Source organism: Nonomuraea soli, assembly GCF_013761175.1.
GTDB lineage: Bacteria > Actinomycetota > Actinomycetes > Streptosporangiales > Streptosporangiaceae > Nonomuraea > Nonomuraea soli.
The window spans coordinates 321,157-347,829 of sequence record NZ_JACDUR010000006.1; the positions used below are offsets into that span (position 1 = coordinate 321,157).

The following is a 26,673-nucleotide window of genomic DNA, read 5'->3' on the forward strand; positions in this document are numbered from 1 at the left end:
CGCGGGCCGATGCGGGTCTGCTTCCGCCGGGATGTGCCGATACGCTGATTCCATGATCGAGCTCCGCGCCCCTGGCGCCGGTCTGACCCGGCTGCCCGAGGATCCGGCCGACCACCCCGGGCTGCGCCTCATCGACGTGGCCTGGAACGACCTCGCCGAGCTGCCGCCCTCCATCGGCAAGCTGGCCGCCCTCGAGGAGCTCCGCCTCGACGGCAACAGGTTCGCCTGCCTGCCCGCCGAACTGGGCGACCTCCCCGCGCTCCGGGCGCTGCACGCCGACGGCAACGAGCTGTCCGACGTGCCGTCCTGCCCGCCGGGGCTGGAGGTCCTCTTCCTGTACGGCAACGCGATCACCACCGCCCCCGCCCGCCTCGGCGGGCTGCAGCGGCTGAGACACCTGTCGCTGGGCGGCAACCGGCTGACAACCGTCCCGGGCGAGTTGTGGCGCCTGCCCTCGCTGGAGTCGCTCAACCTCGCCCAGAACCAGCTCACCGACCTGCCCGCCGACATCCGGGGGCTGCGCTCGCTGCGCATGCTGGACGTCGCCCACAACCTGCTCGGCAGCCTGCCCGAGGAGCTCGGGCGGCTCGGCCTGACCGACTACCTCTACGTCGGCGACAACCGCCTCACCGAGCTGCCCGCCTCCCTCGGCGGGCTGGACCGGCTGGCCTACCTCAACGTCAGCGACAACCGGCTCACGGCGTTGCCCGCCACGATCGGCGGCATGGCCGCCCTGCGCGAGCTGCGCGCCGACGGCAACAGGCTGACCGCGCTTCCCGCGTCGCTCGGCGGGCTGCGGCGGCTGGTCGAGCTGCACGTGCGCGGCAACCGGCTGACCTCGCTCCCGGCCGAGCTCGCCGGGCTGGGGGCGCTGCGGGAGCTGAACCTGCGAGACAACCTGCTGGCCGAGCTGCCGGGGTGGGTGTCGCGGCTGAGCCGGCTGCGTCACCTCGACCTGCGCAACAACCGGCTCAGGGCGCTGCCGGAGAGCCTCGCGGAGCTGCCCGAGCTGGAGCGGCTCGACCTGCGATGGAACAAGCTCGACGACAGCCGCGCGCTCGTCGAGGCCCTGCGCGGCAGGGGAGTGGCCGTACTCGACTGACCCGTGCTCGACTGAACCGTGCTCGACTGAACCGTGCTCGGGACGGCTGCGTACCCCCGGACATGACGACATTTCCGCGTACAGCCGCTCTCGCCGTCACGGCCGTGCTCTGCGCGGCCTGCTCACCCGGTCCCTCCGGCGACGGCGGTCCCTACGTCGCCGCCGACCAGGCGGCGCCCGCGAACGCCGAGGCGCTGACCGTCGAGCAGCTCGCCGCCAAGGTCGGCTGCGAGCCGCGCATCCAGGTCGACGCCACGGACATCCGCACGGGGCACTGCAAGACCTCCGACGGCGAGTTCTTCCTGAGCACCTTCTCCACGCAGGCGGGCAAGGACGCCTGGATGGACACCGCGCCCGAGTACAACCCGCACCTCGTCGGGCCCCTGTGGACGGCGCTGTCGGACCGTAAGGTGCTGGACCGGATCAAGGAGCGGCTCGGGGGCGACCTGCACCTCAAGGACCACCGCACCCACACGCCGATGGCCTCACCGGCGGGCTACTAGGCCAGGGGCCACGGGCTCACGAGGGCGCCGGCCAGCCGAGGCCGAGCGGGCTCACGACGGCGCCGGGCGACGGCCGCGCGGACTCACGACGGCGCCGAGCCCGTGGAGGCGCGCACGACCAGTTCGTGGCCCGTGCGGCGGCGGCGCGGACGGGCCGCGGGCGGCTTGAGCACCAGGTCCAGGGCCTGCCGCCCCATCGCCACCATCGGCAGCCGCACGGTCGTCAGCGCCGGGTAGACGTCGGCGGCGAGCGGGATGTCGTCGAACCCCGCCAGAGACACCTCCGACGGCACCCGCCGCCCCGACCCCAGCAACCACGACAGCGCTCCGACCGCCATCGGGTCGTTGAGCGCGATCACGGCGGTGAGCGTGGGATGCGCGCCGACCAGCTCGGCGACCGCCCGCGCCCCGCCCTCGCGGGTGAAGTCGCCGTCCACGACCGGGACCCGCCCCCAGTCGAGCCCGGCCGCCTCGGCCGCGCCGCGCAGCCCGGCGAGGCGGTCCTCGACGGTGGTCAGGTTGGCCGGTCCTCCGACCACGCCGATGCGGCGGTGGCCCAGGTCCAGCACGTGGCGCATCAGGGTGGCCCCGCCCGCGGCGTTGTCGGGCAGGACGGCGTCGACGGGCAGGTGGTGGCGGCCGATGACGGCGAACCGGCCGCCGCTCGCGGTGATGGAGCGGATCTCGGCGGCCAGCGGGTTCTCTGCGGAGGCGTCGATGTAGCCGGAGCCCGCCAGCACGATCGAGGTGACGCGGTGCGCGCGCAGGGCGCGCACCCGTGACAGTTCGGCCTGCGGGTCGCGCTCGGTCTGGCTGATGAGGGCCAGATAGCCGCGCTGCTCGGTCTCGCGCAGCACGCCGCGGGCGATCTCGCCGAAGTAGGGGTCGCCGACGTCGTGCACGACCAGGCCGACGATGGAGGTCTGCCCTCCGGCCAGGGCGCGGGCGTGGCTGTTGGGCACGTAGCCGATCTGGGCGGCGACCGCCTGCACGTGGGCGGCGAGCGAGGCGCTGACGCCGTGGCTGCCGGTGATGGCGCGGGAGGCGGTCGCGAGGGAGACCCCGGCTGCGCGGGCGACGTCGATCAGGCGGGGCGGGCGCTCCATGCGGCCCCCTTGTCATCGGGCACTCCTCGTGCAATGTTAGCCGAAAGCGCTTCCGAAAGCGCTTTCGTGCCAGCAGGAGGTCCCCTCGATGGCAAGAATCCTGGCGATCACCGTTACCTGCGCCCTGTTGGCGGCCGCGTGCGCCAAGACCGACGAACCGGGGACGGCCCCGCGGACCGGCCCGGTCAGGATCGGCGTCTCGCTGCCGCTGTCGGGCGACTTCTCCGAACCCGGCAAGGGCATCCAGGAGGGCTACCAGCTCTGGGCCGAGACGGTCAACGAGAAGGGCGGCCTGCTCGGACGGAAGGTCGAGCTGATCTTCCGCGACGACGCCTCCGATCCCAACCGCGTCAGCTCCGACTACGAATCGCTGATCACCCAGGACAAGGTCAACCTGGTCTTCGGCCCGTTCTCCTCGCGCCTGGTCATCCCCGCGGCCAAGGTCGCCGAGTCGTACAACATGCTCTTCGTCGAACCGGCGGGAGCCGCCAAGGAGGTCTTCGAGCAGGGCTTCAAGCGCCTGTTCTACGCCGCGCCCGCGATCGCCGGCGACCACTACAACTACCTGGCCGAGTACATCACCAAGCTTCCGGAGGGGCAGCGGCCCAAGACCGCCGCGTACGCCAGCCTCGACGACCCGTTCGCCCAGGGCACGGCGTACGGCCTGCGCGACAAGCTGGCCGCGGCCGGCATCACGACGGTGGTCGACGAGATCTACCCGCCCGACACCACCGACTTCGGCCCCATCGCCGCCAAGATCGCCGCCGCCGAGCCCGACATCGTGGTCGGCGGCACCCAGTTCGAGGACTCGGTCGGCCTGGTCCGGGCGCTCCAGGAGCTGAAGGTGCAGCCCAAGCTGGCGGCCTTCTCCACTGGCCCCACCCTGCCGGAGTTCCCCGCGGCGGTGAAGAACGCCGCCGAGCACGTCCTCTCGCCGGTCGGCTGGGCGCCCACGACCGACTTCCCCGGCAACGCCGACCTGGTCAAGAGGTACAAGGCGAAGTTCGGCGGCGACGCGCACGAGGACGCCGCCAACGGCTTCACCGTGGGCCAGGTGGTCGAGGCGGCCGTCAACGCGGTCAAGTGCGTCGAGCCGACCAGGGAATGCCAGGACAAGCTCGCCGACCACATCCGCCAGGGCACCTTCGACACCGTCGTCGGGCCGCTCTCCTTCGACGAGCAGGGCAGGCCGGAGCAGGCGCACATGATCCAGCAGTACGTCGGCGGCAAGGTGGAGATCGTCCTGCCCGCCGAGGCCAAGACCGCCGACATCGTCTTCCCGAAGCAGGCGTGGTGACGCTCCTCCTCCAGGGACTGGCCCTCGGCCTGCTCACGGGCGGGCTGTACGCCCTGCTGGCCGCGGGCCTGTCGCTGTACTTCGGGGTGATGCGGGTGGTCATGGTCGCCCACCCCGCCTTCCTGTTCCTGGCCGCCTACCTGACCTACTCCCTGCACACCGGCTTCGGCCTCGACCCCCTGGCCACGATGCCGATCACCGTGCCGCTCTTCTTCGGCCTCGGCGTGCTGCTCCAGCGGGTGATCATCAGGGGGCTGGACCCGATGATGAGCGTGCTGCTCACCTTCGGGCTGGCGCTGACCGTCGAAGGGCTGCTCGGCACGATCTACACCGGGTCGTACAAGTCGGTCTCGATGGACTACGCGACGAGGTCGCTGAGCCTCGGCGAGGTGCATCTGCCGTACGACAAGATCATCGCTTTCTGGATCGCGGTGATCACCCTCACGGCGCTCTTCGCCCTGCTGGTCAAGAGCAGGTTCGGCCGGGCGCTGCGGGCGACCGTCCAGCATCCGGAGGCGGCCAGGCTGGTGGGCGTGCGCACCGAGCGGGTCGCCGGCTACGGCTTCGGCGTCGGCCTGGCCACGGCCGCGGTCGGCGGCACGGTGCTGGCGCTGGTCACGCCGTTCTTCCCGGCCTCGCACTGGGCGTGGATCGGCAAGCTGATGGCGATCATCGTCGTGGGCGGGCTGGGCAGCGTGCTCGGCGCGGCACTGGCGGCGATCCTGCTGGGCGTGGTCGAGGGGCTGGTACTGGTCACCGTCGACGCCACCTGGGCGACGCTGATGTTCTACGCCTTCCTGCTGGTGACGCTGCTGCTGCGGCCCCAGGGCCTGTTCGGGGGACGGCTTGCGCATCGTTTCTAGCCTGCTGCTCGTCGCCGCCGCGCTGGCCTACCCGTGGCTGGTGCCGAACTACTACCTGGTCTACGCGGGCGTGCTGACCGTGATGTACGCGGCGATGGCCACCTCGTGGAACATCCTGGGCGGCCTGTCCGGCTACGTCTCGCTCGGTCATTCCGCCTTCTTCGGCCTCGGCGCCTACGGCACCGGCCTGCTGGTCGCCCGCCTCGGCTGGCCGTGGCCGCTGGCCCTGGGCGTCTCGACGGCGGGCGTGGCGCTCTTCGCGGCGCTGGTCGGCGTCGCCGCCGTCCGCGTGCGCGGCGCGTCCTTCGTGATCGTCACGATCGCGCTGGTGTCCGCGATGAACCTGCTCGCGCAGGGCTGGCGCTCGCTCACCGGCGGCTCCGTCGCGCTGCAGGTGCCCTCGCCCTTCGCCGGGCTGCACAGGGGCCAGACGCACCTGCTTTTCTACCACCTGTTCCTGGCCCTGCTCGCGGCCGTGCTGCTGGCCTGGTGGCTGATCTCCCGATCCAGGTACGGCAGCGGCCTGCGGGCCATCCGCGAGGACGAGGACAAGGCCGAGTCGCTGGGCGTGCCCACCGCCGCCTACAAGGTGGTGGCCTTCGCCCTGTCGGCGCTGTTCGTCGCCCTCGCCGGGGGCCTGTACGCGCTGTGGTTCGGCTCCCTGGACCCGATCTTCGTCTTCTCCGTCGTCTTCGGCGCCTCCATGGTGCTCATGAGCCTGCTGGGCGGGCGACGCCACCTGCTCGGGCCGCTGCTCGGCGCGCTGATCGTGGCCCCGGCGGGCGAGTACTTCCTGATCGCGCTGGGGGAGACGCAGATCCACCTGACCGCCACCGGGGTCCTGCTGGTGCTGGTCGTCCTGTTCATGCCCGAGGGCATCCTCGCGAGGAGGTGGAGACGTGATCACAACCGCCGGGCTCCGCAAGTCCTACGGCGGAGTGACGGCGGTGCGTGACGCCACCGTCGAGGTGCTCCCCGGGAAGATCAACGCGCTGATCGGGCCGAACGGCTCGGGCAAGACCACCTTCTTCAACCTCGTCACCGGGCTGATCAAGCCCGACAGCGGCACCGTCCACTACCGCGACACCGACATCACCGGCAGGTCGCCCCACCGCATCGCCCACCTCGGGCTCGGACGCACCTTCCAGCTGTGCAGGATCTTCCCGCGGATGACCGTCCTGGAGAACATGCTGGTCGCCGTCCGCAGGACGAGGCTGCGCGAGCTGCTCGCGGGCATCGGCAACCCCGCCGAGATCGAGCGCGCACGCGGCTGGCTGCGCCGTACCGGCATCGAGCACATGGAGACCGCCGAGGCCCGCGAGCTGTCGTACGGCCAGCAGAAACTCCTGGAACTGGCGGCGGTCCTCATGGCGGAGCCGGAGCTGATCCTGCTGGACGAACCGGCGGGCGGGGTCAACCCGGCGCTCATCGAGCGCCTGGTCACCCTGATCCGCGAGCTCAACGCCGAGGGGCACACCTTCCTCGTCGTCGAGCACAACATGGACATGGTGATGGGCATGAGCGACCACGTGATCGTCTTCGACCGGGGCGCGCCCATCTGCGCGGGGCCTCCCCGGCAGGTGCGGTCCGACCCCCGTGTACTGGAGGCCTACCTCGGTGTCTGACGTCCTGGTCCTGCGCGACCTCGTGGCCGGGTACGGCAGGGCGGACCCGGTGCTGCGCGGCCTGTCCGTCACGGTCCGCGCCGGGCAGGTCGTCTGCCTGGTCGGGCCCAACGGCGCGGGCAAGTCCACCGTGCTCAAGGTGGCCAGCGGCCTGCTCGCCCCGCGCTCGGGCGAGGTGCTGCTGGAGGGCGCGGAGGTGACCGGGCTCCCGCCGCAGGCCCTGCTGGCCAGGGGCCTGGCCCACGTGCTGCAGGGGCACAGCGTCTTCAGGGAGATGACGGTCGCCGAGAACGTCCGCCTGGGCGGTTACACGCTGCGCGACCAGGCGGTCGTGCGCGAGCGGATCGCCCGCGTCAAGGAGCTCTTCCCCGTCGTGGCCGAGCGGTGGGCGACCATCGCCGGGCTGCTGTCGGGCGGGCAGCAGAAACAGGTCGAGTTCGCCCGCGCGCTGATGCTGCAGCCCAAGGTGATCCTGCTCGACGAGCCCTCGATGGGGCTGGACCCGCGCACCACCACGACCGTCTTCGAGCAGATCGACCTGATGCGGCGCACCGGGGTGGCCGTGCTGCTGGTCGAGCAGAACGCGCGGCGGGCGCTGGAGATGGCCGACCTCGGCTGCGTGCTCGACCTCGGCCGGGTGCACATCAGCGGCCCGGCCGGGGAGTTGCTGGCCGATCCCCGGCTGGGCCGCCTCTACCTCGGTGGCGGCGTGGCTAGTGAGCCAGGCTGACGCGCTTCCTGAACACCCAGTACGTCCAGCCCTGGTAGAGCAGGATGAACGGCAGGATCGCCAGGCCGATCCAGGTCAGCACGCCGAGCGTGTACGGCCCCGAGGCCGCCTCCTCCAGCGTCAGTCCGGGCAGCGGCGCCGTACGCAGGCCGGCGAAGACCGCGACCGACACCAGGACGATCGCCCCGGCGGTGGCGGTGAAGGCCCAGCCCTCGCGGCGCTGCCAGATCAGCACCAGCGCGCCCATCAGGGCGACCAGGGCGGCGATCGCGACCGGGCCGAGCGCGGGCAGCGCCAGGGCCGCCAGCGGCACCGCCACCAACCCGGTCACCAGAGCCGCGACCCGTGCGCGCCGCCGTACCGCGCCGTCGGTCTTGAGCGCCAGGAAGATCGCACCGTGCAGGGCGCTGGCGGCCAGCGAGAACAATCCGCCCAGCACCGGGCCGTAGCCGAGCACCTGGGCGAAGACGGCGCCCCAGACGAACGCGGGCAGCGCGCTGCCGACCACGATGCCCAGGTCCGCCCAGCGGGTGTTGGCGACCTTGCCGCGCCACTCCAGGCCCACCCCGCGCACGATCAGCCCGGTCAGCACCAGGACGAGCGGGATGTAGAACGACGACAGCAGTCCCGCGTACCAGGCGGGGAAGGCGGCGAACGTGGCGCCCACCGCGCTGATCAGCCAGACCTCGTTGCCGTCCCACACCGGTCCGATGGTCTGCAGCGCCTGCTTGTGCTCGTCCTCGTCACCGCTGACGAAGGGGGCGAGCAGGCCGACGCCGAAGTCGAATCCCTCCAGGACGAAGTAGCCGGTCCACAGGAAGGCGATGACGACGAACCACAATTCGATCATGATCAGTATCCCATCAGGACGGGTTCGCGCTGCTCTTCGATCTGCGCGCTCTTGTCGGGGCCGCGCTTGACGTGCCGGACCAGCAGGACCGCCTCGGCGATCGTGAGCGCGCCGTACAGGACGGTGAAGATCGCCAGGCTCGTCGCCACCTGGCCGGTGGTGACGCCGGGCGAGACGCTCGCGGCGGTCAGCAGCTCACCCATGACGGTCCAGGGCTGGCGGCCGATCTCGCTGAGCAGCCAGCCGAAGATGACCGCGAGCCACGGCAGCGGCAGGGCCAGCAGGAGCATCCGGTTGAACCACGGCGGCGGCTGCCTGCGCCTGCGGGTCAGGAGCAGGCCGAGTGCGGCCAGGCCCACCGTCGCCATGCCGAAGCCCTGCATGAGGCGGAACGACCAGAAGACGACCGGGATGTTGGGCGTGTAGTCCTCGGGCCCGAACTTCGCCTCGAACTCCCGCTGCAGGTCCTCGGTGCCCTTGACCGTCGCGTCGGGGTCGTGGGCGGCCAGCAGGCTCAGCAGCTTGGGCACCTCCACGCCGGGCACGATCGTGAACGGCGCGCCGTCGACGGTCTCGGTGAGCCCTTCCGCCGCGGCCAGCTTCATCGGCTGCTGGGTGTGGAGCAGCTGCGCCGACATGTCGCCGGTGCCCGCGACCACCGCCCCCGCGATGGCGGTCATCACCAGCGCGCCGCGCATCGCGCTGCGCCACTCGCCCTCGGTCTTCTTGATCAGGTGGTAGCCGCAGATCGCGAGCACGAAGCCGCCCGCCACGATGAACGAGGCCGCGACCACGTGCGGCACCTGGGCCAGCGCGGTGTCGTTGGTGAGCACCGCCCAGATGTCGGTCATCCTGGCCTTGCCGTCGACCACCTCGTAGCCCACCGGGTGCTTCATCCAGGCGTTGGCCGCGAGGATGAAGTAGGCCGACAGGTTCGAGCCGATCACCGCGATCCAGATCGTGGCCAGGTGCACCCGCTTGGGCAGCCGGTCCCAGCCGAAGATCCACAGGCCGATGAAGGTCGACTCCAGGAAGAAGGCGAGCAACGCCTCCAGGGCCAGGGGCGCGCCGAACACGTCGCCGACGAAGATCGAGTATTCGCTCCAGTTCATCCCGAACTGGAACTCCTGCACGATGCCGGTCACCACGCCCATCGCGAAGTTGATCAGGAAGAGCTTCCCGAAGAACTTCGTCAGCTTGAGGTAGTGCTCCTTGCCCGTGCGGTGCCAGGCGGTCTGCAGCCCGGCCACGAAAACGCCGAGACCGATGGTCAGCGGCACGAACAGAAAGTGGTACACGGTGGTGATGCCGAACTGCCACCGCGCAAGATCCAACGCGTCCATTTTCCCCTCACGGGCTCTGGAGCTCTACAAGCTGTAGTTCATCTATCCCCAGTAGTACTACGACTTGTAGAGCAATGCGATGGAGGGGAACTGCGATCTTCCTCACATGCGCCCCCGCCGAGGGTTCCACTGTCTCCCGCAGGCCCTCGCGGGCGCGTCACCCGGCGGGCTGAACCCCGATCCGCCGCTCGGCGGACAATCGCAGGAACCACAGCGGCATCGACAACCAGGCGAGCAGCCCGGGCACGGCCACGACGACGTTGGCGGCCGGATGCACGGGCACCAGGAAGCTCGTGACCAGGACGGCGACCACGGAGAAGATCACCAGCACGCCGCACGCCACCGCCCACCGGCGCGTCACCCGGCTCAGCCCCGGCGAGCGACGGCCCACGCCGATCAGCCAGGCGTGCACCAGGAGGTAGCCGGCGACCACGGAAAGGAACAGCACCGGCCACCACCACGCCGCCGGGAAAGCGCTCAACGCGGGCCTGGCCAGGGTGACGACGACCAGGCCGATCACGCCCAGGACGCGCACCACCCCGCCGGGCGGCAGCCGTACGGCCAGCGGGATCACGCACGCCGCCGACAGGCCCCCCGTGATCTCGGCGGCGACGCCGACGGCGGGGGAGCGGGCGGCGTAGGCGATGAGGAAGAGCATGCTCGAGACGGTGCCGACGATGCCTGCTGCCAGAGCCCAGCGCCTCATACGGGCAATCTAGGCGCTACTTCACGCCGGCGGCCCTCAGATATGCCTGAAGGTTGCCGAGTTCGAAACCCCGGCGCTTGATCTTCTTCACCAGGATCCGGAAGTCACGGTCGAGATTGGGCCGGAAGTGCAGCAGCAGGATGTCGCCTGGGCGCAGCCGCTTGTCGGGCACCTGGTAGGCGATCTTCCCTCCGGGCTGCACCGTCGCCGTCCACAGCAGCAGCGCCTTCATGCCGCAGGCACGCATCGCGTCGAGCGTCGCCTGGTTGTAGTTGCCGAACGGCGGGCGGAACAGGACCGGCCTGACGCCGATCTCCTTCTTGATCACCTTGGAGGCGCCGCAGAGCTCCTGCCGCTGCGCCTGCGGGCCGAGCAGGCGCAGATTGGGATGCGTCAGCGTGTGGTTCTCGATCGAGACGCCCGCATCACGCAACTCCCTGAAATACCCCCACTTGCCGGCCCCCACAAACTTCGCCGTGCCCCCCGACTGATCCGGCGTGCCCTCCGCCTCCACCGCCTGACGCGTCGCGAACACCGTGATCGGGATCCCCTGCTCCCGCACCTGCCGGACGAAACCCGGATCCTGCTCCCACCCGTCATCGATCGTCAGAAACACGACCTTGCGCTTCGTCGGCACGGAACTGATCACCTCGGACGTGATCCTGCCGACCTCGCCCGCCCGCGGCACCGCCCCCGCAGGACCCGCCGCCCGCGTCGGCGCGCCGCCCTCCGGCGTCGCCTCGACCGTCGAACCACCCTGCGTGCCCTGCGCCACCGACTGAGCACACCCCGTCAGCACCACCAGCGCACCGCACGCCGCCACCCGCCCCCAGAACATGGTCTTGGAGTCTAAAGGCCTATGGCACATGTTGCCGTTCAGCGACGCGGGCGGCGAACCCTAGAGTGTGCTGGGTGAAGGTCGCAGGCAGTGCCGTGATCGGCGCCGACAGAGAACGAGTGTGGGCCGCGCTCCAGGACCCGGCGGTCCTCGTGCGCACCATCCCCGGGTGCGAGCGCCTGGAGGAGATCGGGCCCGACACCTACCGCATGACCGTCAGCGCCGGAGTCGCCACCATCAAAGGCGTGTACGACGGGGAAGTGGCGCTGTCGTCGCCGCTGCCGCCGGACAGCTTCGTCCTCAAGGCGCGGGGCGCCGGCGCGCCCGGGACCGTGGAGGCGACGGTAGCCGTACGGCTGAGCGACGCCGACGGGGGGACCCGGGTGGACTACGACGCCGAGGCCGTCGTCGGCGGGGTCATCGGCGGGGTGGGGCAGCGCATGCTGGGGGCCGTCGCCAAACGGACCGCGGGGGACTTCTTCGCGGCGGTGGAGGCGGTGCTGCTCGCACCGGAGGGCGGTCCTCTCTCGGCTGCTGCCCCGGCTGACGCTGACACCACCGCGCTCACACCCACCGGGGCGCCTTCCGTCGCGTCCACCGGGGCGGCATCGCCTCCCACCGTCTTCCACCGCCCCGCCGCGACGCCCACGGCCTCGCCTTCGCCCAACGCCCTTCTTGCCGCCTTCGGCCTCGGCGCCCTCACCGCCCTCGCCGGCGTCGCCGTCGGCTGGCTCCTCGGCCGCCGCCGCCCCCACTGACGGCAAGGTCCTCGCCGGGGCCGCCTACGGCGTTTTCATGCTCGGGCAGTGCTCAGTGTGGGGGTGCGTCTGCGGCCCACCCCCACGCCCCCGGGCGAAGGGATCTGCCCCTCGGCTCCCCGATGGGCGCCCAAGTCCGGCGGGCCTGAAACGAGGAGGCCCCAAGTCTGGTCGGTGGTCATAGGCGATCAGGTGGTCAGAGTCGGGATGTTTCCAGCGATTCTTGCGCCGGCGCCTTCCGGAGTGCGGGCGCCGTGCGCTCGAGATCGAGCTGGCGGACCGGCTTCTGGGCGTACATGGGCGGGGCTCAGTCAGCGTGGACATCGCGTTGCACCCGCTGGTCAGGCCCTGCTGAAGGTGAGTGCACCGGGCAGGACCGCGAAGACCGACCGCAGTTCGGCCGCGAGAGCCGCGTGGGTGGGTGTGCCGGGTTTGGCGGTCCAGGCTCGCAGCGCGGCGTGGAATGACGCGACCAGCAGGTCCAGTGCCAGCCTCGGCCGTGGGTCTGCCGGGTCCAGGCTCAGCCTGCGCTGCAAGGTCGCCTCGATGGCGGCGCTGGTGCGGTCGCAGTACTGGAGCCCGTAGGCGGTGATCGATGGCGTGAGCTCGGCCAGTTCCCGGCTCTGCCGTACGCGGGTCACCCAGGCTCCGCTGTCGTCCATGCGTGCGAGGCTCACGAGCAGCGCCTCCTGCAACACCTCCAGGACGGGCGCGCCATCGAAGGACAGGTGCTCGACGTCGTCGCGCAAGCCGTCCCACAGCGCCTCCAGCGGAGCGGAGGCGACCTGTTCCTTGCTGGCGAAATTCCGGAAGAAGGTGCGCTTGGAGACCTCGACGGCTTCGCACAACTCGTCGAGGGTCACTCCGTCGAAGCCGCGCTCGGTGAAGAGCGCGAGGGCTGTGTCGACCAGCGCCGCCCTGGTTCTGAGCTTCTTCCGTTCTCGCAGCGAGAGCGTTTCCGGCGCGGACGCGGGGGAGATGTCGGCGGTCATCCTCCAAGTGTAACGGGTACGCAAACGCTCCTCATAGGCTTATGCTCCTCAGTAGCACTTTGTGTGGAATGTCTGAGGAGAGGATCGCCATGCGCGCCCTGATCGTTGATCGTTCCGTCCCCGGTGGCCTGCGGGTGGGGGAAGTGGCCGAGCCTGTGCCCGCCCCCAACCAGGCGTTGGTCCGGGTCACGGCCACCTCGCTCAACTACGGCGAGGTCAAACACGGCATCGAGACAGCCGCAGAGGGGACGGTGCTCGGATGGGACGCCGCCGGAGTCGTCGTCCAGGCGGCGGCGGACGGGTCAGGGCCCGCCGTGGGGACCCCCGTCGTGACCCTCGAGGAGAGCGGCGGCTGGGCCGAGGTCCGAGCTGTGCGTACCGACTGGATCGGCGTGGCGCCCGAGCACGCGGAGCCGGGCGCGATCAGCACCATCCCGGTCGCGGCCGGCACCGCGCTGCGCGCGCTCCACCGGATCGGGCCCATCTTGGGACGCAGGATCCTCGTGACCGGCGCCACCGGAGGCGTCGGCCGCTACGCCGTCCAACTCGCCCGGCTCGGCGGCGCACAGGTGGTCGCCTCCACCGGCGACCCCGCTCAGCATGGCGAGGCGTTGCGCGCTCTGGGCGCCCACGAGGTCGTCACTGGTCCCGCGCAAGCCGGCGGCGGGTTCGATGGCGTGCTCGACATGGTGGGCGGCCCGCAACTGGTGGAAGCCTTCGATCAGCTCGGTCAGGGAGGCACCCTGGTGGCGGTCGGGCACTCCTCGGGTGACGGCGAGAGCTTTCCCTACGGCGCCCTGTTCAGTGGACCAGGACGTGACGATCGCTCGATCGTCACGTTCATGCTGTTGTTCTGCGACGGACTGGACAGGGACCTGGCCTGGCTGGCCCAGCAGGTCGCGGACGCGGTGCTGAGCCCCGAGATCACGTGGCGCGGCACCTGGAACGACGCGACCGAGGCGGTGAGCGCCCTCACGGAACGCCGTCTGCACGGCAAGGCGGTGCTCGACCTCACCTGACGGTCCCCTCCCCAGGAGGCCGGCTCCAGCCGTAGATCGTGGACAGGGTGCCCTACAGGTGGAGCCCATCCGCCAGGGGCTGCCCACTGGCCGTCAGTAGCTGGGCACCCATGAGCCTTCCCGCTGCTCGACGGCGGCGGGAACCAGCCCGTAGGGGTCGGGGTGGACCTTGCGGACGAAGTCCATGAGTTCGACCCTGTGCGGCCGCAACCGGATCAGCACAAAGTCGTTCCCCGCCGGGCCGTCCGGAAAGAATGCCTCCAACCCGTCCTGCCACCGGGCTACCCGTTCATCCTTGTCACGGACCAGTTCGGCGTCCGCTTGCAAGCACACATAGGCGAAGGCAGCCCTGTCTTCGACCGCATAGGTCACCATCCGATGACGTGAGATCTCGGCCGCCTTGCGAGATGCCGGACTGGTCCCGATCCACACGGTCCCGTCGGCGTCAACACCGACATGCTGGACGAGCCGACTATGCGGCTGCCCGTCGTTCACCGTGGTCAAGAAGCCATAGGGGTTGGCTCGCAACAGCGTCAGCGCCGCATCGAACAACTCGCCAGACATCGGTTTCCACTTCCCGTCATCTCCGATGATCACTACTGTCCAGATCCTAGTTCGCGGGAACCGACCTGATGGATGGGGTGGACCAGGACTCCGCTGCTGTGATCGCCTGGTCCACCCTTCCCGGCAGCCTCGTGGAAGTGTCCTGCCTGGACGCTCACCGGATCGCGCGAGCGGGTCGATCCGGAGCTCTTCACCTCAACCGCGTGATCCGAACTCCCGGACGGCTCCTAGCCGCGTACGTGCAGCCCGAAACCCGTGCGGCCCGCGGGCTCCAGTCCTTCCTTCAGATGGAGCGAGGGGATCTCGTAGTCGCCGAAGTTCTGCGGTCGGAAGGCGATCGGTTCAGTCGACTCCAGGGTGAGCAGGCGCTGCTCCCAGGCCTTGGCGACGTCCGGGTAGTCCTCGCTGGTCATCCGGTCGGTGCCGTACAGCACGAACGGCGGCAGAACCTCGATGCCCGGGTAGTAGAGGATGCCGTGGTGGATCGGGAACAGCAGATCGTCGATGGGGCCGTTGATCCCGCGAGCGGCGTAGTGCGACTCCGGTCCGCCGGCGGTCACCGACAGCAGAGCCTTCCTGCCCGCGAGGGTGCCTTCGCCGAAGCGCTCGCCGTACCTGGTGTCGCTGTGCTCGCCGACGCCGTACGCGAAGTGGTAGGTGAACACCCGGTCCACCCAGCCCTTGAGGATCGCGGGCATCGTGTACCACCACAGCGGGAACTGGAAGATGATGGTGTCGGCCCACAGCAGCTTCTCCTGCTCGGCGAGGACGTCCGGGGTGAGCGTCCCGGCGTCGAAAGCCCGGCCCGAGTCCAGGGCGACCTTCAGCGGACTCGAGGCGTCGGGGCCGTAGTCCGCGGCGTCCACGACAGCCTTCCAGTTCATCGCGTACAGATCGCTCACCCGTACCTCGTGCCCGGCGGTCTCCAGGGACGACACCGCGAGATCCTTCAGCGAGCCGTTGAGCGAGTTCGGCTCAGGGTGGGCGTAGACGATCAGCGTCTTCATGGGAACTCCTTCAGATCGGGTGCCTCCGATTCTGGGAGCCGCGGCGCCTGGAATTCAGGGGCGCCTCTTCCAGTGGACGGGACTTCCTGGTAATGGCAGGACCACCTTCACGGGCACCGCCGATGCCACACTGGGTGCATGGACGATCTCGCGGGATTCCTGCGGACCCGGCGTTCCCGGGTCGACCCGGCTGCCGCCGGCATCCCCGCCGACAGTCGCCGCCGGGTGGAGGGGCTGCGCCGCGAAGAGGTCGCGCACCTGTCCGGGGTCAGCGTCGATTACTACGTACGCCTGGAGCAGGGCCGCGCGACTCAGCCCTCCGAGCAGGTCCTCGACGCGCTCGCCCGCGTATTCGGCCTCGACGGGACCGAACGCGGGCACCTCTACCGGCTTGCCCGGCAGCGCCGCCGCCACGCGAAGGCGCCGGGCGGGTGGGTCCGGCCGGAGCTGCTGCGCGTCCTCGACATGGTCGCCGGCGCACCCGCGCTGATCATGGACCACCGCCTGGACGTCCTCGCAGGGAACCGCCTCGCCCGGCTCCTCTACGGCCGGCCGATCCCGGGCCTGAACACCGCCCGGCACATCTTCCTTGAGGAGGCCGAGCGCGGCCTGTACGCGGACTGGGACAGATGCACCCTGGACGTGGTCGGGCATCTGCGCCTGGCCGCCGGGAAATACCCCGAGGACCCTCGCCTGGCCTCACTCATCGGCGAACTGGCGATGGGCAGCGAGCGCTTCCGCCGCCTCTGGGCCCGCGCGGACGTGCGCGCCCGCACACACGGACGCAAGGCGTTCCGGCACCCGCTGGTCGGACTGCTGGAGCTGCACCAGGAGAACTTTGCACTACCGGATGAATCGGGCATGGAGGTGCTGGTGCTGTCCGCAGCCCCCGGCAGCCCCGCCGAGGACGGGCTGCGTCTGCTCGCGGGCCTGGGCATGGACAGCGGTGACGCGCATCCCGCAGTGAACGCGCAGGTCATGGAGTAACCAACGACGCATGCCTGCCGCCGCAAACGCCTCACTGGCCTGATCCCGGCGATGATCGCGTTACGGCGTACTCCCGCCGCTTGCTGCTCAGAACCCGCCGGTACAGCCACACCATCGCCACCGTGGAGACGGCCACCACGGCCACGCACACCTCAAGGATGAGCCACTCCTGCGGCGTCGGTTCCTCGACGGCCGCCCACGCCATGATCGGATCGTGAACCATCTCCACCCGCGTCTGCCAAGGTAGGGGCGAAAGTTGATGATCCATGTCAAAGGTCATGAACGGGTACCTTACCGAACCTTGTCAAGGATCCGGAGGGCAACACAGCGGTATGACCGCTGCAAGGCCTCGCCGAAAAGGATCTCCCGGCGTAGCGTGGGCATATGCGCCAGGCACGTGCTGAAGACGCCCGCATCGAGGCAAGACGAGTCATTCAGAATCTGCTCGGCGAGGAGCGGCCGACCTCGTCGCTGCTCATCGACGACGCGCGGCCGGTCATCGGGCCGGACCGCACTGATCGCTGCGTGGTGCTCGCACTCGGCGCCTCCCTCACCCGGCGGTCGGCCGAGCTGGCTTCCATCGCCGCGCTGCTCGTGGGCACGCGGGAGCTGGGGGAGCAGTGGTGGACCCAGGCGCGCGGCGCGAAGTTGCCGGCGCCTCAGGAGGTGCTCGACACGGCTACGGCGATCGAGCCGTGGACCGATCTGACGGTGCTGGAGATGCTGGCCGCCTGGATCGCCGACGACGCGGCCGACGCGTTGTGGGGTGCGGCGGTCGCCCAGGTCGACCTGAACTCGTGGCAGGCCGAGGATCGTTTCGATCTGCCGGACGGCGCCAAGCCGGGACAGCGGCTGGTGGTGCACTTCGACGCGGGAGGGCGGCTCGACGCGGTGGTGACGCGGCGGCCGGACGAGGATCTGGGGTCCAACCTGGACTTCCAGTCGTTGCGTTACTCGCGGCCCGCTGAGACCCAGTGGAGCTGGGGGGTGGCCGCCGGGCTGGGGCCGCATCCGCTGCCGGGGGACGAGCCCGACCCGTATGCGCGGGAGGTGCCCGAGGAGGCGGTGAAGATCCTCTACGACTGGGCGTCGCGGCATGGGGCGACGTCGGAGTTGCTCGGGGAGCGCTGGCGCACCGTGGGTGAGGTGGTGGCGGCGATCGAGCGGGTCGACTGGATGTGGCGCAGCGCCGAGTGGTTCGGATGGTGGCGCGGTGCCTCGGCGCTGGTGGACGATTCGGGGTATCTGCCGCATCGTTTGCGGGAGCTGGCCGACGGTTAACGAGGGCGATTCCCCGGCGAGGGTCAGCGGAAGCGCGCGGGTCAGCGGGAGCCTCTCTCCCGGCGAGGGTCAGCGGAAGCGGCGTCTGCCCACGATCGCGAGCACCTCGCGCAGGGCGTCCGCCGCCTGCCGTACCGACTCCTCCGGCACGCCCGCGACCACCTCCTCGTGTGCGCGCACCGACGCGTCGAGCGCCTGTGCGGCGATGTGCCGCCCCTCGGCCGTGAGCTGGACCCACCGGCTGCGCGCGTCGCCGGGATTGTCCTCCCGCTCCACGTATCCCGCCGAGGCCAGCCGCTGGAGCACGTTGCTGGTGCCCCCCGAGGTGAGGTAGAGCGATTTGGCCAGGTCGCTGGGCTTCATGCGATGCGGAGGACCGGCCCGGTACAGCGCGGCCAGCACGTCGAACTCGGCGTAGGTCAGCCCCAGCTCGGCCAGCTCCGCCTTGAGTGCCTGCTCGAAGAGGCCGCCGATGCGCGAGATGCGCTTGCTGAGCTCGAGGGTGGCCACCATCGGCGGGGGCAGGCTCCGTGCCCATCCGGCGGCCAGCTCGTCGATCTCGTCCTTGTGCACCCTCCGAGGCTACAAGCCTTCCATATTGCTTTTAAGAAAGCTTTTCACTAAGCTAAAATCATGTTGATCATCAAGAACGGCACTGTCATCGACACCGAACCGGCTCCCGTCGTCCTGGGCGTCGCCGATGTGCGCGTCGTGGACGGGCGCATCGACGCCGTGGGCCCCGCTCTGCCGTACGCGGAAGACGCCGAGGTCATCGACGCGACCGGCATGATCGTCATGCCGGGGTTCGTCGACGGCCACCGTCACACCTGGCAGGCGGGACTGCGCGCCGCGGGCGGCGACATGACCTTCGGCGACTACCTGGAGCGGGTCATCAACGGCGTCACCCACCGCTACCGGCCCGAGGACGTGCACGCCGCCAACCTGGCCGGCGCACTCGAGTGCCTCGACGCCGGAATCACCACAGTCCTGGACTGGTCGCACATCCAGCTCACCCCCGACCACACCGACGCGGCCGTGGACGCACTGCTGGAATCGGGCGTCCGCCCCGTCTTCGGCTACTGCGGCACGCTCGGGACACTCCGGGGCGAGGCGGCGCGCGTGAGCGGACGGATCACGACCATGCTGGCCGCCCGCGGGCCGGAGTTCATCGGGCCGGAGGCGGCGGAGCGAGAGCTGGAGGTCGCGCGTGAGCTGGGCCTGCCGGTCAGCGTGCACCTGCGCAACGACGGACTGTACGGCGAGCGGACCAACTACGTGCACGGCGCGGCGTTCACGGGGGAGGGGCTGAAGCGGATCGCGGACTCCGGCGGCACGCTGTCGGTGTCGCCCGTCGTGGAGACCAGGCTCGGCATGGGAGCCCCGCCGATCGTCGCGGCGCAGGAGGCTGGCGTTGCGGTGGCGCTCGGCGCGGACACGGTGATGTGCGGGCCGGGCGACATGTTCGGCATCATGCGCACCACCGCGATGTTGCCGGGTCTGTCGACGCGCGACGTGCTGCGGATGGCCACGATCGGCGGTGCGCGAGCGGCGGGAGTGGGTGACGTCGCAGGGTCCCTGGGCGTGGGCAAGCAGGCCGATCTGATCCTGATGCGGACGGACCTGGCCGGGCTGGCGCCCGTGCACGACCCGATCGCCACGATCGTGCTGGCCGCCGACACCCGGGCGGTGGACACCGTGCTGGTGGGCGGGAAGGTGGTCAAGCGCGGCGGGCGGCTGCTCCGCGACGACCTGCCGAAAGTCCTGGACGCCCTCGCCGGCTCGGCTCGTGACCTGGCCTTCACCTGACCACGGCAGGCTCCGGGCCACTCCGGGAATCTGGACAAACCTCACATGGTTGTCCATTGACGTGAAAGTGGAGATCTTCTCAGATGTCGTCTGTCCCTGGTGCTACATCGGCCACGTGCGCTTCGCCAAGGCCGCCGATCGTTTCCGCGCCAAGGGCGGCAAGGTCGAGGTGACCTTCCGCCCGTTCCAGCTCAGCCCGGAGGCCACCAGCGAGGGGCAGCCGCTCCTGGAGGCGCTCGCGCAGAAGTTCGGGCCGAACGTGGCCCAGATGACCTCGCGGGTCCGTGAGGTCGGCGCGCAGGAGGGCCTGGAGATGAACTTCGACCAGGCCGTGCACACCGGCACGTTCGAGGCGCACCGGCTCATCGAGGTCGCCACCGATCAGGGCAAGGGCCACGAGATGGCCGACGCGCTGTTCAGGGCGCACTTCACCGACGGGCTCAACGTGGGCGACCCCGACGTGCTCGCCAAGCTCGCGGCCGAGGTGGGCGTCAGCGACAGCGGCGAGGGCGCGGCGCAGGTCGACGAGCAGCTGGCCAGGGCGCGGAACCTGGGCATCACCGGCGTGCCGTACTTCCTGTTCGAGGACAAGTACGCGGTGTCGGGCGCGCAGCCCGACGAGGTGTTCGACCAGGTCATCGACGAGGTGGCCGAGCGCACCGGCCAGGTGCCGCTGGCTCCCGCCGGCGACGGCTGCGACGACGGATACTGCGCCGTCTGATGACCTTGTCTTGGGGCGGCTCCGGGTAGGAGCCGCTCATGAGATGGTGGCTGCTCGCCGTACTGGCCCTGGCCGGATGCGGCGCCGAGACCGGTGCCGGGATGAGCGCGACGGTCCCGACGCCGACGCCGTCCGTGCAGATCGACTTCGACGAGGCCGCGGCGGTGGCGGCGAAGGAGGGCACTCCCACGCTGCTGCAGTTCACGCGTGGCCAGGCGCCTCCGCCGGTGTGGCTGGCGAGCGTGTACACGCAGGCGGGCAAGGTGACCGACCTGCGCATCGACGCGGAGAGCGGGCAGATCACGGCACGCCAGGACGAGGGCGCCGACGACGCGGCCGAGGCCAAGGCCGAGCTGAGCGCGGTGAAGCTGAGCATGACGCAGGCGGTGGAGAAGGCCAGGCAGGCCGTTCCCGGCAAGCCCGTCGTGACCGCGCAGCTCGAGCAGGACGACGGGCGCACCCTCTGGGAGGTCGAGCTGATCGGCGAGGACCGCGTGGTGGGCGAGGTCAAGGTGGACGCGGTCACCGGCGCGGTGGTCACCGAGCCGTCCGCGACCCCGGGCGGCTGAGGGAGGAGCCGGCCTACTCCCAAGCCGGGGAGAGCCCCAGGTTCCCTTCGCGGTGGTGGCGGCGGCACAACACCTGGTAGCGCACCTCCGGCTGGGAGATCTCCAGGTCCGGCAGGGGAGCGGGGGCGGGCTCCGAGGTGTCGGGCACGGTGTCGCCGATCACGACCTGCTCGCCGGTGCGCACCATGACGCCGTCGACGATCCTGGCGTTCAGCTGCCCGGCGCGCCCGCACCAGCACAGCACCTCCACCTGCAACCGGCACACCTCGTCGGCCAGCTCGAACAGGCGCTGCGCGGCGGGGAACATCACCGAGCGGAAGTCGGAGGCCAGGCCGAAGGCGTAGACGTCGACGCCCTGCTGGTCCACCAGATCGGCGAGTTGCTCGATCTGCTCCACCGAGTAGAAGCAGGCCTCGTCGCAGATGAGGTAGTCGACGCCGTCGTTCAGCTTGACCAGCTCGATCAGGTCCATGCTGTCGGTGACCTCGATGGCCTCGAGCCCGAGCCCGATCCGGCTCGTGACCTGCGGCCCGCCGGAGCGGTCGTGCTTGGTGAGCACCAGCCCGCGCCGCCCCTGGCGGTGGTGGTTGTAGTTCATCTGGAGGGCCAGGGTGGACTTCCCGCAGTCCATCGGCCCATAGAAGAACCGAAGCTGGCTAACCCGATTGAACTGCACTGATCCCCCTTTATGGTCATCGGGAGACTACCAAGGCGGTTGGCTACTCCTGTCACTACGTGGAAGATTTGTCCCAAGAGCAACAGGAGGAACCTTGCCAACGGAAACAGCGCTCGATGCCATGATGCGCACCGACGACCTCACCGCGCAGCAGGCCGACCAGGTGCGCTGGCGCTACGGCTTCCTGGTCGTCGTGATCGGGATCGTGGCCATTCTCGCCGCCTTCGGCGCGGCGGTCTTCGCCACCCAGGAGTCGGTGGTCCTCTTCGCGGGCCTGGCCGGCGTGGTCGGCACCATCATGGGCGCCTACTTCGGCATCCAGGCGGGCCAGTCGGGCAAGGCCAAGGTCGAGGCCGAGCTGGCCAGATCGCAGGAACTGGTCGTACGGCTCGCGGCCTACGTGGGCACGGAACACGCGCCCCGGGTGATCGATGAGGTCCTGGGTAGGCGCAGGAATCAGTAGAAGTAGATACTGAGCCATGCGGAGCCTGCGTATCGGCGTCGACACCGGGGGCACGTTCACCGACGTGGTCGCGGTCGACGAGCACACCGGTGACCTGATCACCGTCAAGACCCCGTCGACCCCCGCCAACCCGGCCGACGGCTTCATGACCGGCCTGGCCAAGGTCGGCGACGTGGACGACGCCTCCGTCGTGCACGGCACCACCGTGGCCACCAACCAGTTGCTCGAGGACCGGATCGACGACCTCGGCTTCATCACGACGGAAGGTTTCGAGTTCATCCTCGAGATCGCCCGGCAGAGCGTGCCCGACGGCTACGGCAACTCCTACTTCTGGGTCAAGCCGCCGCGCATCGTCCCGGTACACCGCGTCAGGACCGTCGGCGGGCGGCTCGACCACCGCGGCGGCGAGGTGCGGCCGTTCGACGAGGCGCAGGCCGTCGAGGCCGCCCGCTGGTTCAGGGGACGCGGCGTGACCTCGATCGGCGTGTGCTTCCTGCACTCCTACGCCAACCCCGCCCACGAGCGGCGCATGCGCGAGGTCATCGCCCGAGAGCACCCCGAAGCCGTGGTGAGCCTGTCGAGCGACGTGCTGCGGGAGTACCGCGAGTACGAACGCTCGGTCACCACCCTGGTCGACGCCGCCGTCAAGCCCGCGATGCAGCGCTACCTCGCCAACCTCTCCCAGCGTCTGGGACGGCAGTTCTCGGTGATGAAGTCCAACGGAGGCATCCTCAGCGCCGCCGAAGTGGTCCACCAGCCGATCACCACGGTGCTGTCCGGACCCGCCGCCGGAGCGCTCGGCGCCGCGCTCATCGCCTCCACCGCCGGGCACCCCAGCGTGATCACCCTGGACGGCGGCGGCACCTCCACCGACGTCGCGGTGGTCGTCGACGGCGAGCCCTCCATCACCACCGAGGGCTCGGTCGGCCGGTACCCGTGCAAGATCCCGATGATCGACATCGTCACCGTCGGCGCGGGCGGCGGCTCCATCGCCTGGATCTCGCCCGAGGGCACGCTGAAGGTCGGGCCCAAGTCCGCCGGGGCCGACCCCGGACCGCTCTGCTACGGGCGCGGCGGCACCGAGGTGACCGTGACCGACGCCCACGTCTTCCTCGGCCGTATCCCGCCGCACCTGCTCGGCGGGGAGATCCCCCTCGACGTCGAGGTCTCGCGGGCGGGGATCACCGCGCTCGCCGGGAAGCTCGACCTCACCCCCGAGCGCCTGGCCGAGGGCATCCTGGAGATCAGCGCCTTCAACCAGTCGAACGCCATCCGCCAGATCACCGTCAAGCGCGGCCTCGACGTGCGCGACTTCCCGCTGGTGACCTTCGGCGGCTCCGGCCCGCTGCTGGCCTGCCGCCTGATGGACATCCTGGGCCTGCCCGCCGTCATCGTGCCGCCTGACCCGGGCACCGTCTCCGCGTTCGGCCTGCTCACCGTGGACGTCAAGAACGACTACGTGCGCACCTACGTCACCCGCGAGCTGTCACTCGCCGGCGCCGCCGACCTCTACGGCTCGCTGGAACGCGAGGCGGCCACCGCCCTGGAGCGCGAGGGCTTCGACGAGCCCGTGTTCGCCCGCAGCGCCGACCTGCGCTACTACGGCCAGGCCTACGAGGTCAGGGTGACCGCCCCGGCCGGCGAGCTCACCGACGAGTGGCGCGAGGAGGTGCTCGACCGCTTCCACGAGGCGCACGAGAGGCTGTACGGCTACGCGTACCGAGACGATCCCCGCCACGCCGTCGAGTGGGTCAACCTCCGCGTCTCCGGCATCGGGCCGATCACCCGCCCCCCGATCCGCCGCAGGGTGGCGCAGGACCTGCTCGACGAGAGCGCACAGCCCGCCGAGCCCGCGGTGACGCGGACGGTGCACTTCGAGCGCCACCACGAGACCCCGATCCACCAGCGCCGCGCCCTCGGCCCAGGCGCCACGGTCACCGGCCCCGCGGTCATCGAGGAGTACGGCTCGACCGTCCCCATCCACCCCGGCTTCACCGCGACGGTGGACGAGTTCGGCAACCTGGAGATCCGACGTGACCACAGCTGATCCGATCCTGGTGGAAATCGTCGAGGGCACGCTGGCGAGCGTCGAGAAGGAGGTCGAGACGGCCATCGCCCGCACCGCGCGATCCCCCATGATCCGCGACGCCCATGACTTCCGCGCCGGCATCCACGACGTCGGCCTGCGCAAGCTCACCGGCCGCAGCTACAGCGCCCTCGTCCAGCCCATCGTCCGCGACTTCCCGGTCGAGACGATGAAGCCCGGCGACGTCTACTTCCACAATGACGTCTACCTCTCAGAAGGCGGCATCGGCCACCTGCCCGACCTGTGCGTCACCGTCCCCGTCTTCCACGACGGCCAGGTGGTCGCATTCGTGCAGGCCTTCGGCCACCACGACGACATCGGCGGCGCCGTGCCCGGCAGCATGCCCTCCCACGCCAGGTCCGTCTTCGAGGAGGGCCTCATGGTCCCCCCGATCAAGCTGTGGGACCAGGGCGTGCCCAACGAGGCGGCGCTGCGCATCATGACCCGCAACTCGCGCATGCCCGACTCCCTGGCCGGCGACCTCGACGCCGAGTGCTCGGCCTGCCTGATGGGCGCGCGCCGCCTCACCGAGCTGTTCGACCGGTACGGCAGAGCCGCCGTCGAGGCCTGCTTCGACGCGATCATCGACAAGACGACGGAGACCTTCCGCCGCGAACTGCTCGCCAAGATCCCCGCAGGGACCTACGTCTGGGAGGACTACGCCGAGCACGACGGCGTCGACGAACCCCGCCTGCACACCCAGCGCATCACCCTGACCGTCGACCACGCGCAGGCCGCGCCGCTGACGATCGACTTCACCGGCACCTCGCCCCAGGCCAAGGGCCCGATCAACCACGCGGGCGACTACGCCGACGGCGTGTTCCTGAAGAAGTGGCTCGCCCCGATCCTGCGCAACCTCGCCGACACCCCCGAGCGCATGGCCGAGCTCGACGTCAACGAGGGCGTCGTGCCGCTGATCGAGATGGTCTTCCCGGACAAGGGCACCCTGCTCACGCCGGTCTTCCCCGCGCCCACCAACGCCAGGACGTTCGTCATCCTCAGGCTTCTGGGCGTGCTGGCCGGGGTGCTGGCCAAGGCGACCGGCGGACGCATGCCCGCCGACCAGGAGACCATCCGCTACACCGGCGTCCACGGCTCCGACGCCGAGGGCGTGCCGTACCTGATGCGCGAGGTGCTGGGCGGCGGCTCGGGCGGCCGCTGGTACGCCGACGGCGAGGACACCATCCACGTGGTGCCCGACTCGCGCAACATCCCGGTGGAGTTCGCCGAGGCCCGCTGGCCCTTCCGCGTGGAGCGGCTGGCGCTGGCGTGCGACTCTGGCGGGCCCGGCGAGTTCCGCGGCGGGCTCGGCTACGACAAGCACATCAGGATGCTGCGAGACGCGTCGTACATGTCGATCGCCGACCGGTCGATCCTGTCGTGCTGGGGCGTCAACGGCGGCCTGGCGGGGCGGCCCTTCCGGGTGGACGTCAACGGCAAGGAGATGGAGGGGCTCGTCGACGACCACCCGGTCAAGGCGGGCGAGGTCATCAGGATCCGCACGACCGGGGGCGGCGGCTGGGGCTCGCCGTACGACCGCGACCCCAGGAAGGTCGCGGCCGACGTGCGCGACGGCAAGGTGTCGATCGCGGGAGCGCTCGGCGACTATGGCGTGGTGCTGGAGGACGGCCGCGTCGACGAGGTCGGCACCGCCGAGCTGCGCACCACGATGAGGGCGGGCAAGCGTGCCTTCTTCGACCGCGGGCCCGGCTACCCGAAGCTCGCCGCCGGCCGTACGAACGCGGAGGTCGACGAACTGTAGGCGGCCGGTTCTGAAGCCGCCGGCGTGCCACCGGCTTCAGATCTCGTCCGCCGCCCAGGCGGTCAGGTCGTAGGTCCGCGCGAGAGGCCGCCACGCGTCGGCGAAGCGTTCCTTGGCCGTCTGCGCGCTCTCCGAGTGCGCCAGGCCGCGGCGGTAGTCGCGATCACGTGACACCTTCCCCGCGCACCCACCCGCCTGGTAGCGCCGCGCCCAGGCGTGGAAGGCGGCGTCGGCGCGGTGCGAGGCGTCGAGCGCCTCGACGAGCGCGCTCTTGACCGCCTCCCCGTCCGGCAGCGATCCGACCTCCAGCCGCTTCGCCTGCGCGAGCTGGTCACGGCGGCCGGCGGTGATCTCCGCGATCCGCCTCACCCCGGCACGCTCGCAGCTGCTGGCCGCGGCGATCGCGTCGCCCAGGTTGCTGCGGCTCGCATGGCTGCCCGACAGCAGGGACTCGATGGCCTCGGCCTGCCTCGCATCCTGCCCGTCGGCAGGTTCCTGCTCCGTGTGGCCCGCCTCCGTGCCCGGCTCGGCCTCCGTGGTGGGCTCGGCCGTCTGTCCGGCGGGCGACGGGGGTCTGGGGAGGGGCTGCTGCCCCGTTCCCGCCTCCCGCGCCTGGGCCTCGCCGGCCACGGAGGAGGGTGCGCTGCCCGACAGGATCCACCAGGAGACCAGCCCGGCCACCGCGACGAGCGCGCCGCCGAGCAGCAGCCGCGACAGGAGCCTGCGCCGCTGACGCCGGTGACGCACCAGGTCCGCGGGCGGCGGGGGCGGCGCCTGGGCCGACGGGACGCCACAGCGCGGGCAGGTGGCCGGAGGCCCGAGGACGGCCCCGCACCGCCCGCACGACCGGTTGGATACCGAATCCTGCATGAACCAATCCTCTGGAAGATTGCGGCTCGAGCCCTGGAATTATTGAGGCTATTTGATAACAAGCAACAGAGGTGTGATCCGTCTTTCTTAAGCTTTGCCTGTTGCGAAGGTGAGGCGAGGATGACGAATCAGACCGTGGCAGGCGTTCT

Annotated in this window: 29 protein-coding genes; 17 read left to right on the top strand and 12 right to left on the bottom strand. The window is 70.5% G+C overall.

Features of this window, described 5'->3' with window-relative positions:
* Nucleotides 1–52 precede the first annotated feature (52 nt).
* Both HNR30_RS29660 and HNR30_RS29665 read left to right on the top strand, forming a co-directional pair.
* Nucleotides 53–1,102 carry a leucine-rich repeat domain-containing protein gene (locus tag HNR30_RS29660; protein WP_181613356.1) on the top strand — a complete coding sequence of 350 codons (1,050 nt, stop codon included), beginning with the start codon at nt 53–55 and terminating at the stop codon, nt 1,100–1,102.
* 62 nt (nt 1,103–1,164) lie between these two features.
* Nucleotides 1,165–1,605 (top strand): hypothetical protein, encoded by a 441-nt coding sequence (locus tag HNR30_RS29665; protein WP_181613357.1) that lies wholly within the window; start codon nt 1,165–1,167, stop codon nt 1,603–1,605.
* An 83-nt stretch (nt 1,606–1,688) separates the two neighbouring features.
* Here the strand turns inward: HNR30_RS29665 and HNR30_RS29670 are convergent, their stop codons facing one another.
* A complete protein-coding gene (locus HNR30_RS29670) occupies nt 1,689–2,711 on the bottom strand; it encodes a LacI family DNA-binding transcriptional regulator (protein ID WP_181613358.1) in 1,023 nt (340 codons plus the stop codon).
* 88 nt (nt 2,712–2,799) lie between these two features.
* Here HNR30_RS29670 and HNR30_RS29675 point away from each other — a divergent pair, with 88 nt between their 5' ends.
* The 5 genes from HNR30_RS29675 to HNR30_RS29695 are packed head-to-tail and all read left to right on the top strand — an operon-like array spanning nt 2,800 to nt 7,226.
* Nucleotides 2,800–4,008 (top strand): amino acid ABC transporter substrate-binding protein, encoded by a 1,209-nt coding sequence (locus tag HNR30_RS29675; RefSeq protein ID WP_181613359.1) that lies wholly within the window; start codon nt 2,800–2,802, stop codon nt 4,006–4,008.
* Nucleotides 4,005–4,871, top strand: a complete 867-nt coding sequence (locus tag HNR30_RS29680) for a branched-chain amino acid ABC transporter permease (protein WP_220134147.1) — start codon at nt 4,005–4,007, stop codon at nt 4,869–4,871. The genes HNR30_RS29675 and HNR30_RS29680 overlap by 4 nt, the downstream gene beginning before the upstream one ends.
* On the top strand, nt 4,855–5,826 hold the full coding sequence (locus tag HNR30_RS29685; RefSeq protein ID WP_181613361.1) for a branched-chain amino acid ABC transporter permease: 972 nt from the start codon (nt 4,855–4,857) through the stop codon (nt 5,824–5,826). Before HNR30_RS29680 ends, HNR30_RS29685 begins: the two co-directional genes overlap by 17 nt.
* On the top strand, nt 5,771–6,496 hold the full coding sequence (locus tag HNR30_RS29690; protein ID WP_181613362.1) for an ABC transporter ATP-binding protein: 726 nt from the start codon (nt 5,771–5,773) through the stop codon (nt 6,494–6,496). Before HNR30_RS29685 ends, HNR30_RS29690 begins: the two co-directional genes overlap by 56 nt.
* Nucleotides 6,489–7,226, top strand: a complete 738-nt coding sequence (locus tag HNR30_RS29695) for an ABC transporter ATP-binding protein (RefSeq protein WP_181613363.1) — start codon at nt 6,489–6,491, stop codon at nt 7,224–7,226. The genes HNR30_RS29690 and HNR30_RS29695 overlap by 8 nt, the downstream gene beginning before the upstream one ends.
* Here HNR30_RS29695 and cydB read toward each other — a convergent pair.
* The 4 genes from cydB to HNR30_RS29715 form a co-directional block, all read right to left on the bottom strand.
* On the bottom strand, nt 7,210–8,076 hold the full coding sequence (cydB, locus tag HNR30_RS29700) for a cytochrome d ubiquinol oxidase subunit II (protein ID WP_181613364.1): 867 nt from the start codon (nt 8,074–8,076) through the stop codon (nt 7,210–7,212). The genes HNR30_RS29695 and cydB overlap by 17 nt on opposite strands.
* Before the next feature lie 2 nt (nt 8,077–8,078).
* Nucleotides 8,079–9,419 carry a cytochrome ubiquinol oxidase subunit I gene (locus tag HNR30_RS29705; RefSeq protein ID WP_181613365.1) on the bottom strand — a complete coding sequence of 447 codons (1,341 nt, stop codon included), beginning with the start codon at nt 9,417–9,419 and terminating at the stop codon, nt 8,079–8,081.
* Between the two features lie 157 nt (nt 9,420–9,576).
* Complete coding sequence (locus tag HNR30_RS29710; protein ID WP_181613366.1) at nt 9,577–10,125, bottom strand: hypothetical protein; 549 nt, start codon at nt 10,123–10,125, stop codon at nt 9,577–9,579.
* Nucleotides 10,126–10,141: 16 nt separating this feature from the next.
* A complete protein-coding gene (locus HNR30_RS29715) occupies nt 10,142–10,963 on the bottom strand; it encodes a polysaccharide deacetylase family protein (RefSeq protein WP_181613367.1) in 822 nt (273 codons plus the stop codon).
* 74 nt (nt 10,964–11,037) lie between these two features.
* Here HNR30_RS29715 and HNR30_RS29720 point away from each other — a divergent pair, with 74 nt between their 5' ends.
* Nucleotides 11,038–11,721: an SRPBCC family protein gene (locus HNR30_RS29720; protein WP_181613368.1), complete on the top strand. Its 684-nt coding sequence runs from the start codon at nt 11,038–11,040 to the stop codon at nt 11,719–11,721.
* Between the two features lie 341 nt (nt 11,722–12,062).
* Here the strand turns inward: HNR30_RS29720 and HNR30_RS29725 are convergent, their stop codons facing one another.
* Nucleotides 12,063–12,713 (bottom strand): TetR family transcriptional regulator, encoded by a 651-nt coding sequence (locus HNR30_RS29725; protein WP_181613369.1) that lies wholly within the window; start codon nt 12,711–12,713, stop codon nt 12,063–12,065.
* 68 nt (nt 12,714–12,781) lie between these two features.
* Between HNR30_RS29725 and HNR30_RS29730 the strand changes: the two genes are divergently transcribed.
* A complete protein-coding gene (locus tag HNR30_RS29730) occupies nt 12,782–13,732 on the top strand; it encodes a zinc-binding dehydrogenase (RefSeq protein WP_246379566.1) in 951 nt (316 codons plus the stop codon).
* A gap of 93 nt (nt 13,733–13,825) precedes the next feature.
* Here the strand turns inward: HNR30_RS29730 and HNR30_RS29735 are convergent, their stop codons facing one another.
* Both HNR30_RS29735 and HNR30_RS29740 read right to left on the bottom strand, forming a co-directional pair.
* Entirely contained in the window at nt 13,826–14,329 is a 504-nt protein-coding gene (locus HNR30_RS29735) for a pyridoxamine 5'-phosphate oxidase family protein (RefSeq protein WP_220134148.1), read from the bottom strand.
* A gap of 194 nt (nt 14,330–14,523) precedes the next feature.
* The gene (locus HNR30_RS29740) at nt 14,524–15,303 is read right to left on the bottom strand and encodes an NAD(P)H-dependent oxidoreductase (RefSeq protein WP_181613370.1); all 780 of its coding nucleotides are present in this window, start codon (nt 15,301–15,303) and stop codon (nt 14,524–14,526) included.
* Between the two features lie 138 nt (nt 15,304–15,441).
* Between HNR30_RS29740 and HNR30_RS29745 the strand changes: the two genes are divergently transcribed.
* Nucleotides 15,442–16,290, top strand: coding sequence for a helix-turn-helix transcriptional regulator (locus tag HNR30_RS29745; protein WP_181613371.1), 849 nt, complete (start codon nt 15,442–15,444; stop codon nt 16,288–16,290).
* A 31-nt stretch (nt 16,291–16,321) separates the two neighbouring features.
* Here HNR30_RS29745 and HNR30_RS29750 read toward each other — a convergent pair whose 3' ends face one another.
* Nucleotides 16,322–16,570: a hypothetical protein gene (locus HNR30_RS29750; protein WP_181613372.1), complete on the bottom strand. Its 249-nt coding sequence runs from the start codon at nt 16,568–16,570 to the stop codon at nt 16,322–16,324.
* A gap of 104 nt (nt 16,571–16,674) precedes the next feature.
* Here HNR30_RS29750 and HNR30_RS29755 point away from each other — a divergent pair, with 104 nt between their 5' ends.
* Nucleotides 16,675–17,571: a hypothetical protein gene (locus tag HNR30_RS29755; RefSeq protein WP_181613373.1), complete on the top strand. Its 897-nt coding sequence runs from the start codon at nt 16,675–16,677 to the stop codon at nt 17,569–17,571.
* A 69-nt stretch (nt 17,572–17,640) separates the two neighbouring features.
* On the opposite strand, the gene HNR30_RS29760 is transcribed toward HNR30_RS29755, so the two are convergent.
* A complete protein-coding gene (locus tag HNR30_RS29760; RefSeq protein ID WP_181613374.1) occupies nt 17,641–18,144 on the bottom strand; it encodes a MarR family winged helix-turn-helix transcriptional regulator in 504 nt (167 codons plus the stop codon).
* Between the two features lie 60 nt (nt 18,145–18,204).
* On the opposite strand from HNR30_RS29760, the gene HNR30_RS29765 reads away from it, so the two are divergent.
* The 3 genes from HNR30_RS29765 (at nt 18,205) to HNR30_RS29775 (ending at nt 20,667) form a co-directional block, all read left to right on the top strand.
* Entirely contained in the window at nt 18,205–19,377 is a 1,173-nt protein-coding gene (locus HNR30_RS29765) for an amidohydrolase family protein (RefSeq protein ID WP_181613375.1), read from the top strand.
* A 61-nt stretch (nt 19,378–19,438) separates the two neighbouring features.
* Nucleotides 19,439–20,098: a DsbA family oxidoreductase gene (locus HNR30_RS29770; protein WP_181613376.1), complete on the top strand. Its 660-nt coding sequence runs from the start codon at nt 19,439–19,441 to the stop codon at nt 20,096–20,098.
* Between the two features lie 38 nt (nt 20,099–20,136).
* Nucleotides 20,137–20,667, top strand: coding sequence for a PepSY domain-containing protein (locus tag HNR30_RS29775; protein ID WP_181613377.1), 531 nt, complete (start codon nt 20,137–20,139; stop codon nt 20,665–20,667).
* 13 nt (nt 20,668–20,680) lie between these two features.
* Here the strand turns inward: HNR30_RS29775 and HNR30_RS29780 are convergent, their stop codons facing one another.
* Nucleotides 20,681–21,343: a thymidine kinase gene (locus HNR30_RS29780; RefSeq protein ID WP_312894730.1), complete on the bottom strand. Its 663-nt coding sequence runs from the start codon at nt 21,341–21,343 to the stop codon at nt 20,681–20,683.
* A 94-nt stretch (nt 21,344–21,437) separates the two neighbouring features.
* Here HNR30_RS29780 and HNR30_RS29785 point away from each other — a divergent pair, with 94 nt between their 5' ends.
* The 3 genes from HNR30_RS29785 to HNR30_RS29795 are packed head-to-tail and all read left to right on the top strand — an operon-like array spanning nt 21,438 to nt 25,654.
* Nucleotides 21,438–21,806, top strand: a complete 369-nt coding sequence (locus tag HNR30_RS29785; protein WP_181613379.1) for a hypothetical protein — start codon at nt 21,438–21,440, stop codon at nt 21,804–21,806.
* 16 nt (nt 21,807–21,822) lie between these two features.
* Nucleotides 21,823–23,853, top strand: a complete 2,031-nt coding sequence (locus HNR30_RS29790; RefSeq protein ID WP_181613380.1) for a hydantoinase/oxoprolinase family protein — start codon at nt 21,823–21,825, stop codon at nt 23,851–23,853.
* On the top strand, nt 23,840–25,654 hold the full coding sequence (locus tag HNR30_RS29795) for a hydantoinase B/oxoprolinase family protein (RefSeq protein ID WP_181613381.1): 1,815 nt from the start codon (nt 23,840–23,842) through the stop codon (nt 25,652–25,654). Before HNR30_RS29790 ends, HNR30_RS29795 begins: the two co-directional genes overlap by 14 nt.
* 36 nt (nt 25,655–25,690) lie before the next feature.
* On the opposite strand, the gene HNR30_RS29800 is transcribed toward HNR30_RS29795, so the two are convergent.
* Nucleotides 25,691–26,524 (bottom strand): hypothetical protein, encoded by an 834-nt coding sequence (locus tag HNR30_RS29800; RefSeq protein ID WP_181613382.1) that lies wholly within the window; start codon nt 26,522–26,524, stop codon nt 25,691–25,693.
* Nucleotides 26,525–26,673 lie beyond the last annotated feature (149 nt).

Excerpts from the sequence above, each read along its gene's own strand:
- HNR30_RS29665 (WP_181613357.1), top strand. The coding sequence starts at position 1,165 with ATGACGACATTTCCGCGTACAGCCGCTCTCGCCGTCACGGCCGTGCTC.
- HNR30_RS29790 (WP_181613380.1), top strand. The coding sequence starts at position 21,823 with ATGCGGAGCCTGCGTATCGGCGTCGACACCGGGGGCACGTTCACCGAC.
- HNR30_RS29705 (WP_181613365.1), bottom strand. The coding sequence starts at position 9,419 with ATGGACGCGTTGGATCTTGCGCGGTGGCAGTTCGGCATCACCACCGTG.
- HNR30_RS29765 (WP_181613375.1), top strand. The coding sequence starts at position 18,205 with ATGTTGATCATCAAGAACGGCACTGTCATCGACACCGAACCGGCTCCC.
- HNR30_RS29660 (WP_181613356.1), top strand. The coding sequence starts at position 53 with ATGATCGAGCTCCGCGCCCCTGGCGCCGGTCTGACCCGGCTGCCCGAG.
- HNR30_RS29710 (WP_181613366.1), bottom strand. The coding sequence starts at position 10,125 with ATGAGGCGCTGGGCTCTGGCAGCAGGCATCGTCGGCACCGTCTCGAGC.
- HNR30_RS29670 (WP_181613358.1), bottom strand. The coding sequence starts at position 2,711 with ATGGAGCGCCCGCCCCGCCTGATCGACGTCGCCCGCGCAGCCGGGGTC.
- HNR30_RS29725 (WP_181613369.1), bottom strand. The coding sequence starts at position 12,713 with ATGACCGCCGACATCTCCCCCGCGTCCGCGCCGGAAACGCTCTCGCTG.
- HNR30_RS29800 (WP_181613382.1), bottom strand. The coding sequence starts at position 26,524 with ATGCAGGATTCGGTATCCAACCGGTCGTGCGGGCGGTGCGGGGCCGTC.
- HNR30_RS29755 (WP_181613373.1), top strand. The coding sequence starts at position 16,675 with ATGCGCCAGGCACGTGCTGAAGACGCCCGCATCGAGGCAAGACGAGTC.
- HNR30_RS29745 (WP_181613371.1), top strand. The coding sequence starts at position 15,442 with ATGGACGATCTCGCGGGATTCCTGCGGACCCGGCGTTCCCGGGTCGAC.
- HNR30_RS29715 (WP_181613367.1), bottom strand. The coding sequence starts at position 10,963 with ATGTTCTGGGGGCGGGTGGCGGCGTGCGGTGCGCTGGTGGTGCTGACG.
- HNR30_RS29675 (WP_181613359.1), top strand. The coding sequence starts at position 2,800 with ATGGCAAGAATCCTGGCGATCACCGTTACCTGCGCCCTGTTGGCGGCC.
- HNR30_RS29730 (WP_246379566.1), top strand. The coding sequence starts at position 12,782 with ATGTCTGAGGAGAGGATCGCCATGCGCGCCCTGATCGTTGATCGTTCC.
- HNR30_RS29740 (WP_181613370.1), bottom strand. The coding sequence starts at position 15,303 with ATGAAGACGCTGATCGTCTACGCCCACCCTGAGCCGAACTCGCTCAAC.
- cydB (WP_181613364.1), bottom strand. The coding sequence starts at position 8,076 with ATGATCGAATTGTGGTTCGTCGTCATCGCCTTCCTGTGGACCGGCTAC.
- HNR30_RS29775 (WP_181613377.1), top strand. The coding sequence starts at position 20,137 with ATGAGATGGTGGCTGCTCGCCGTACTGGCCCTGGCCGGATGCGGCGCC.
- HNR30_RS29750 (WP_181613372.1), bottom strand. The coding sequence starts at position 16,570 with ATGACCTTTGACATGGATCATCAACTTTCGCCCCTACCTTGGCAGACG.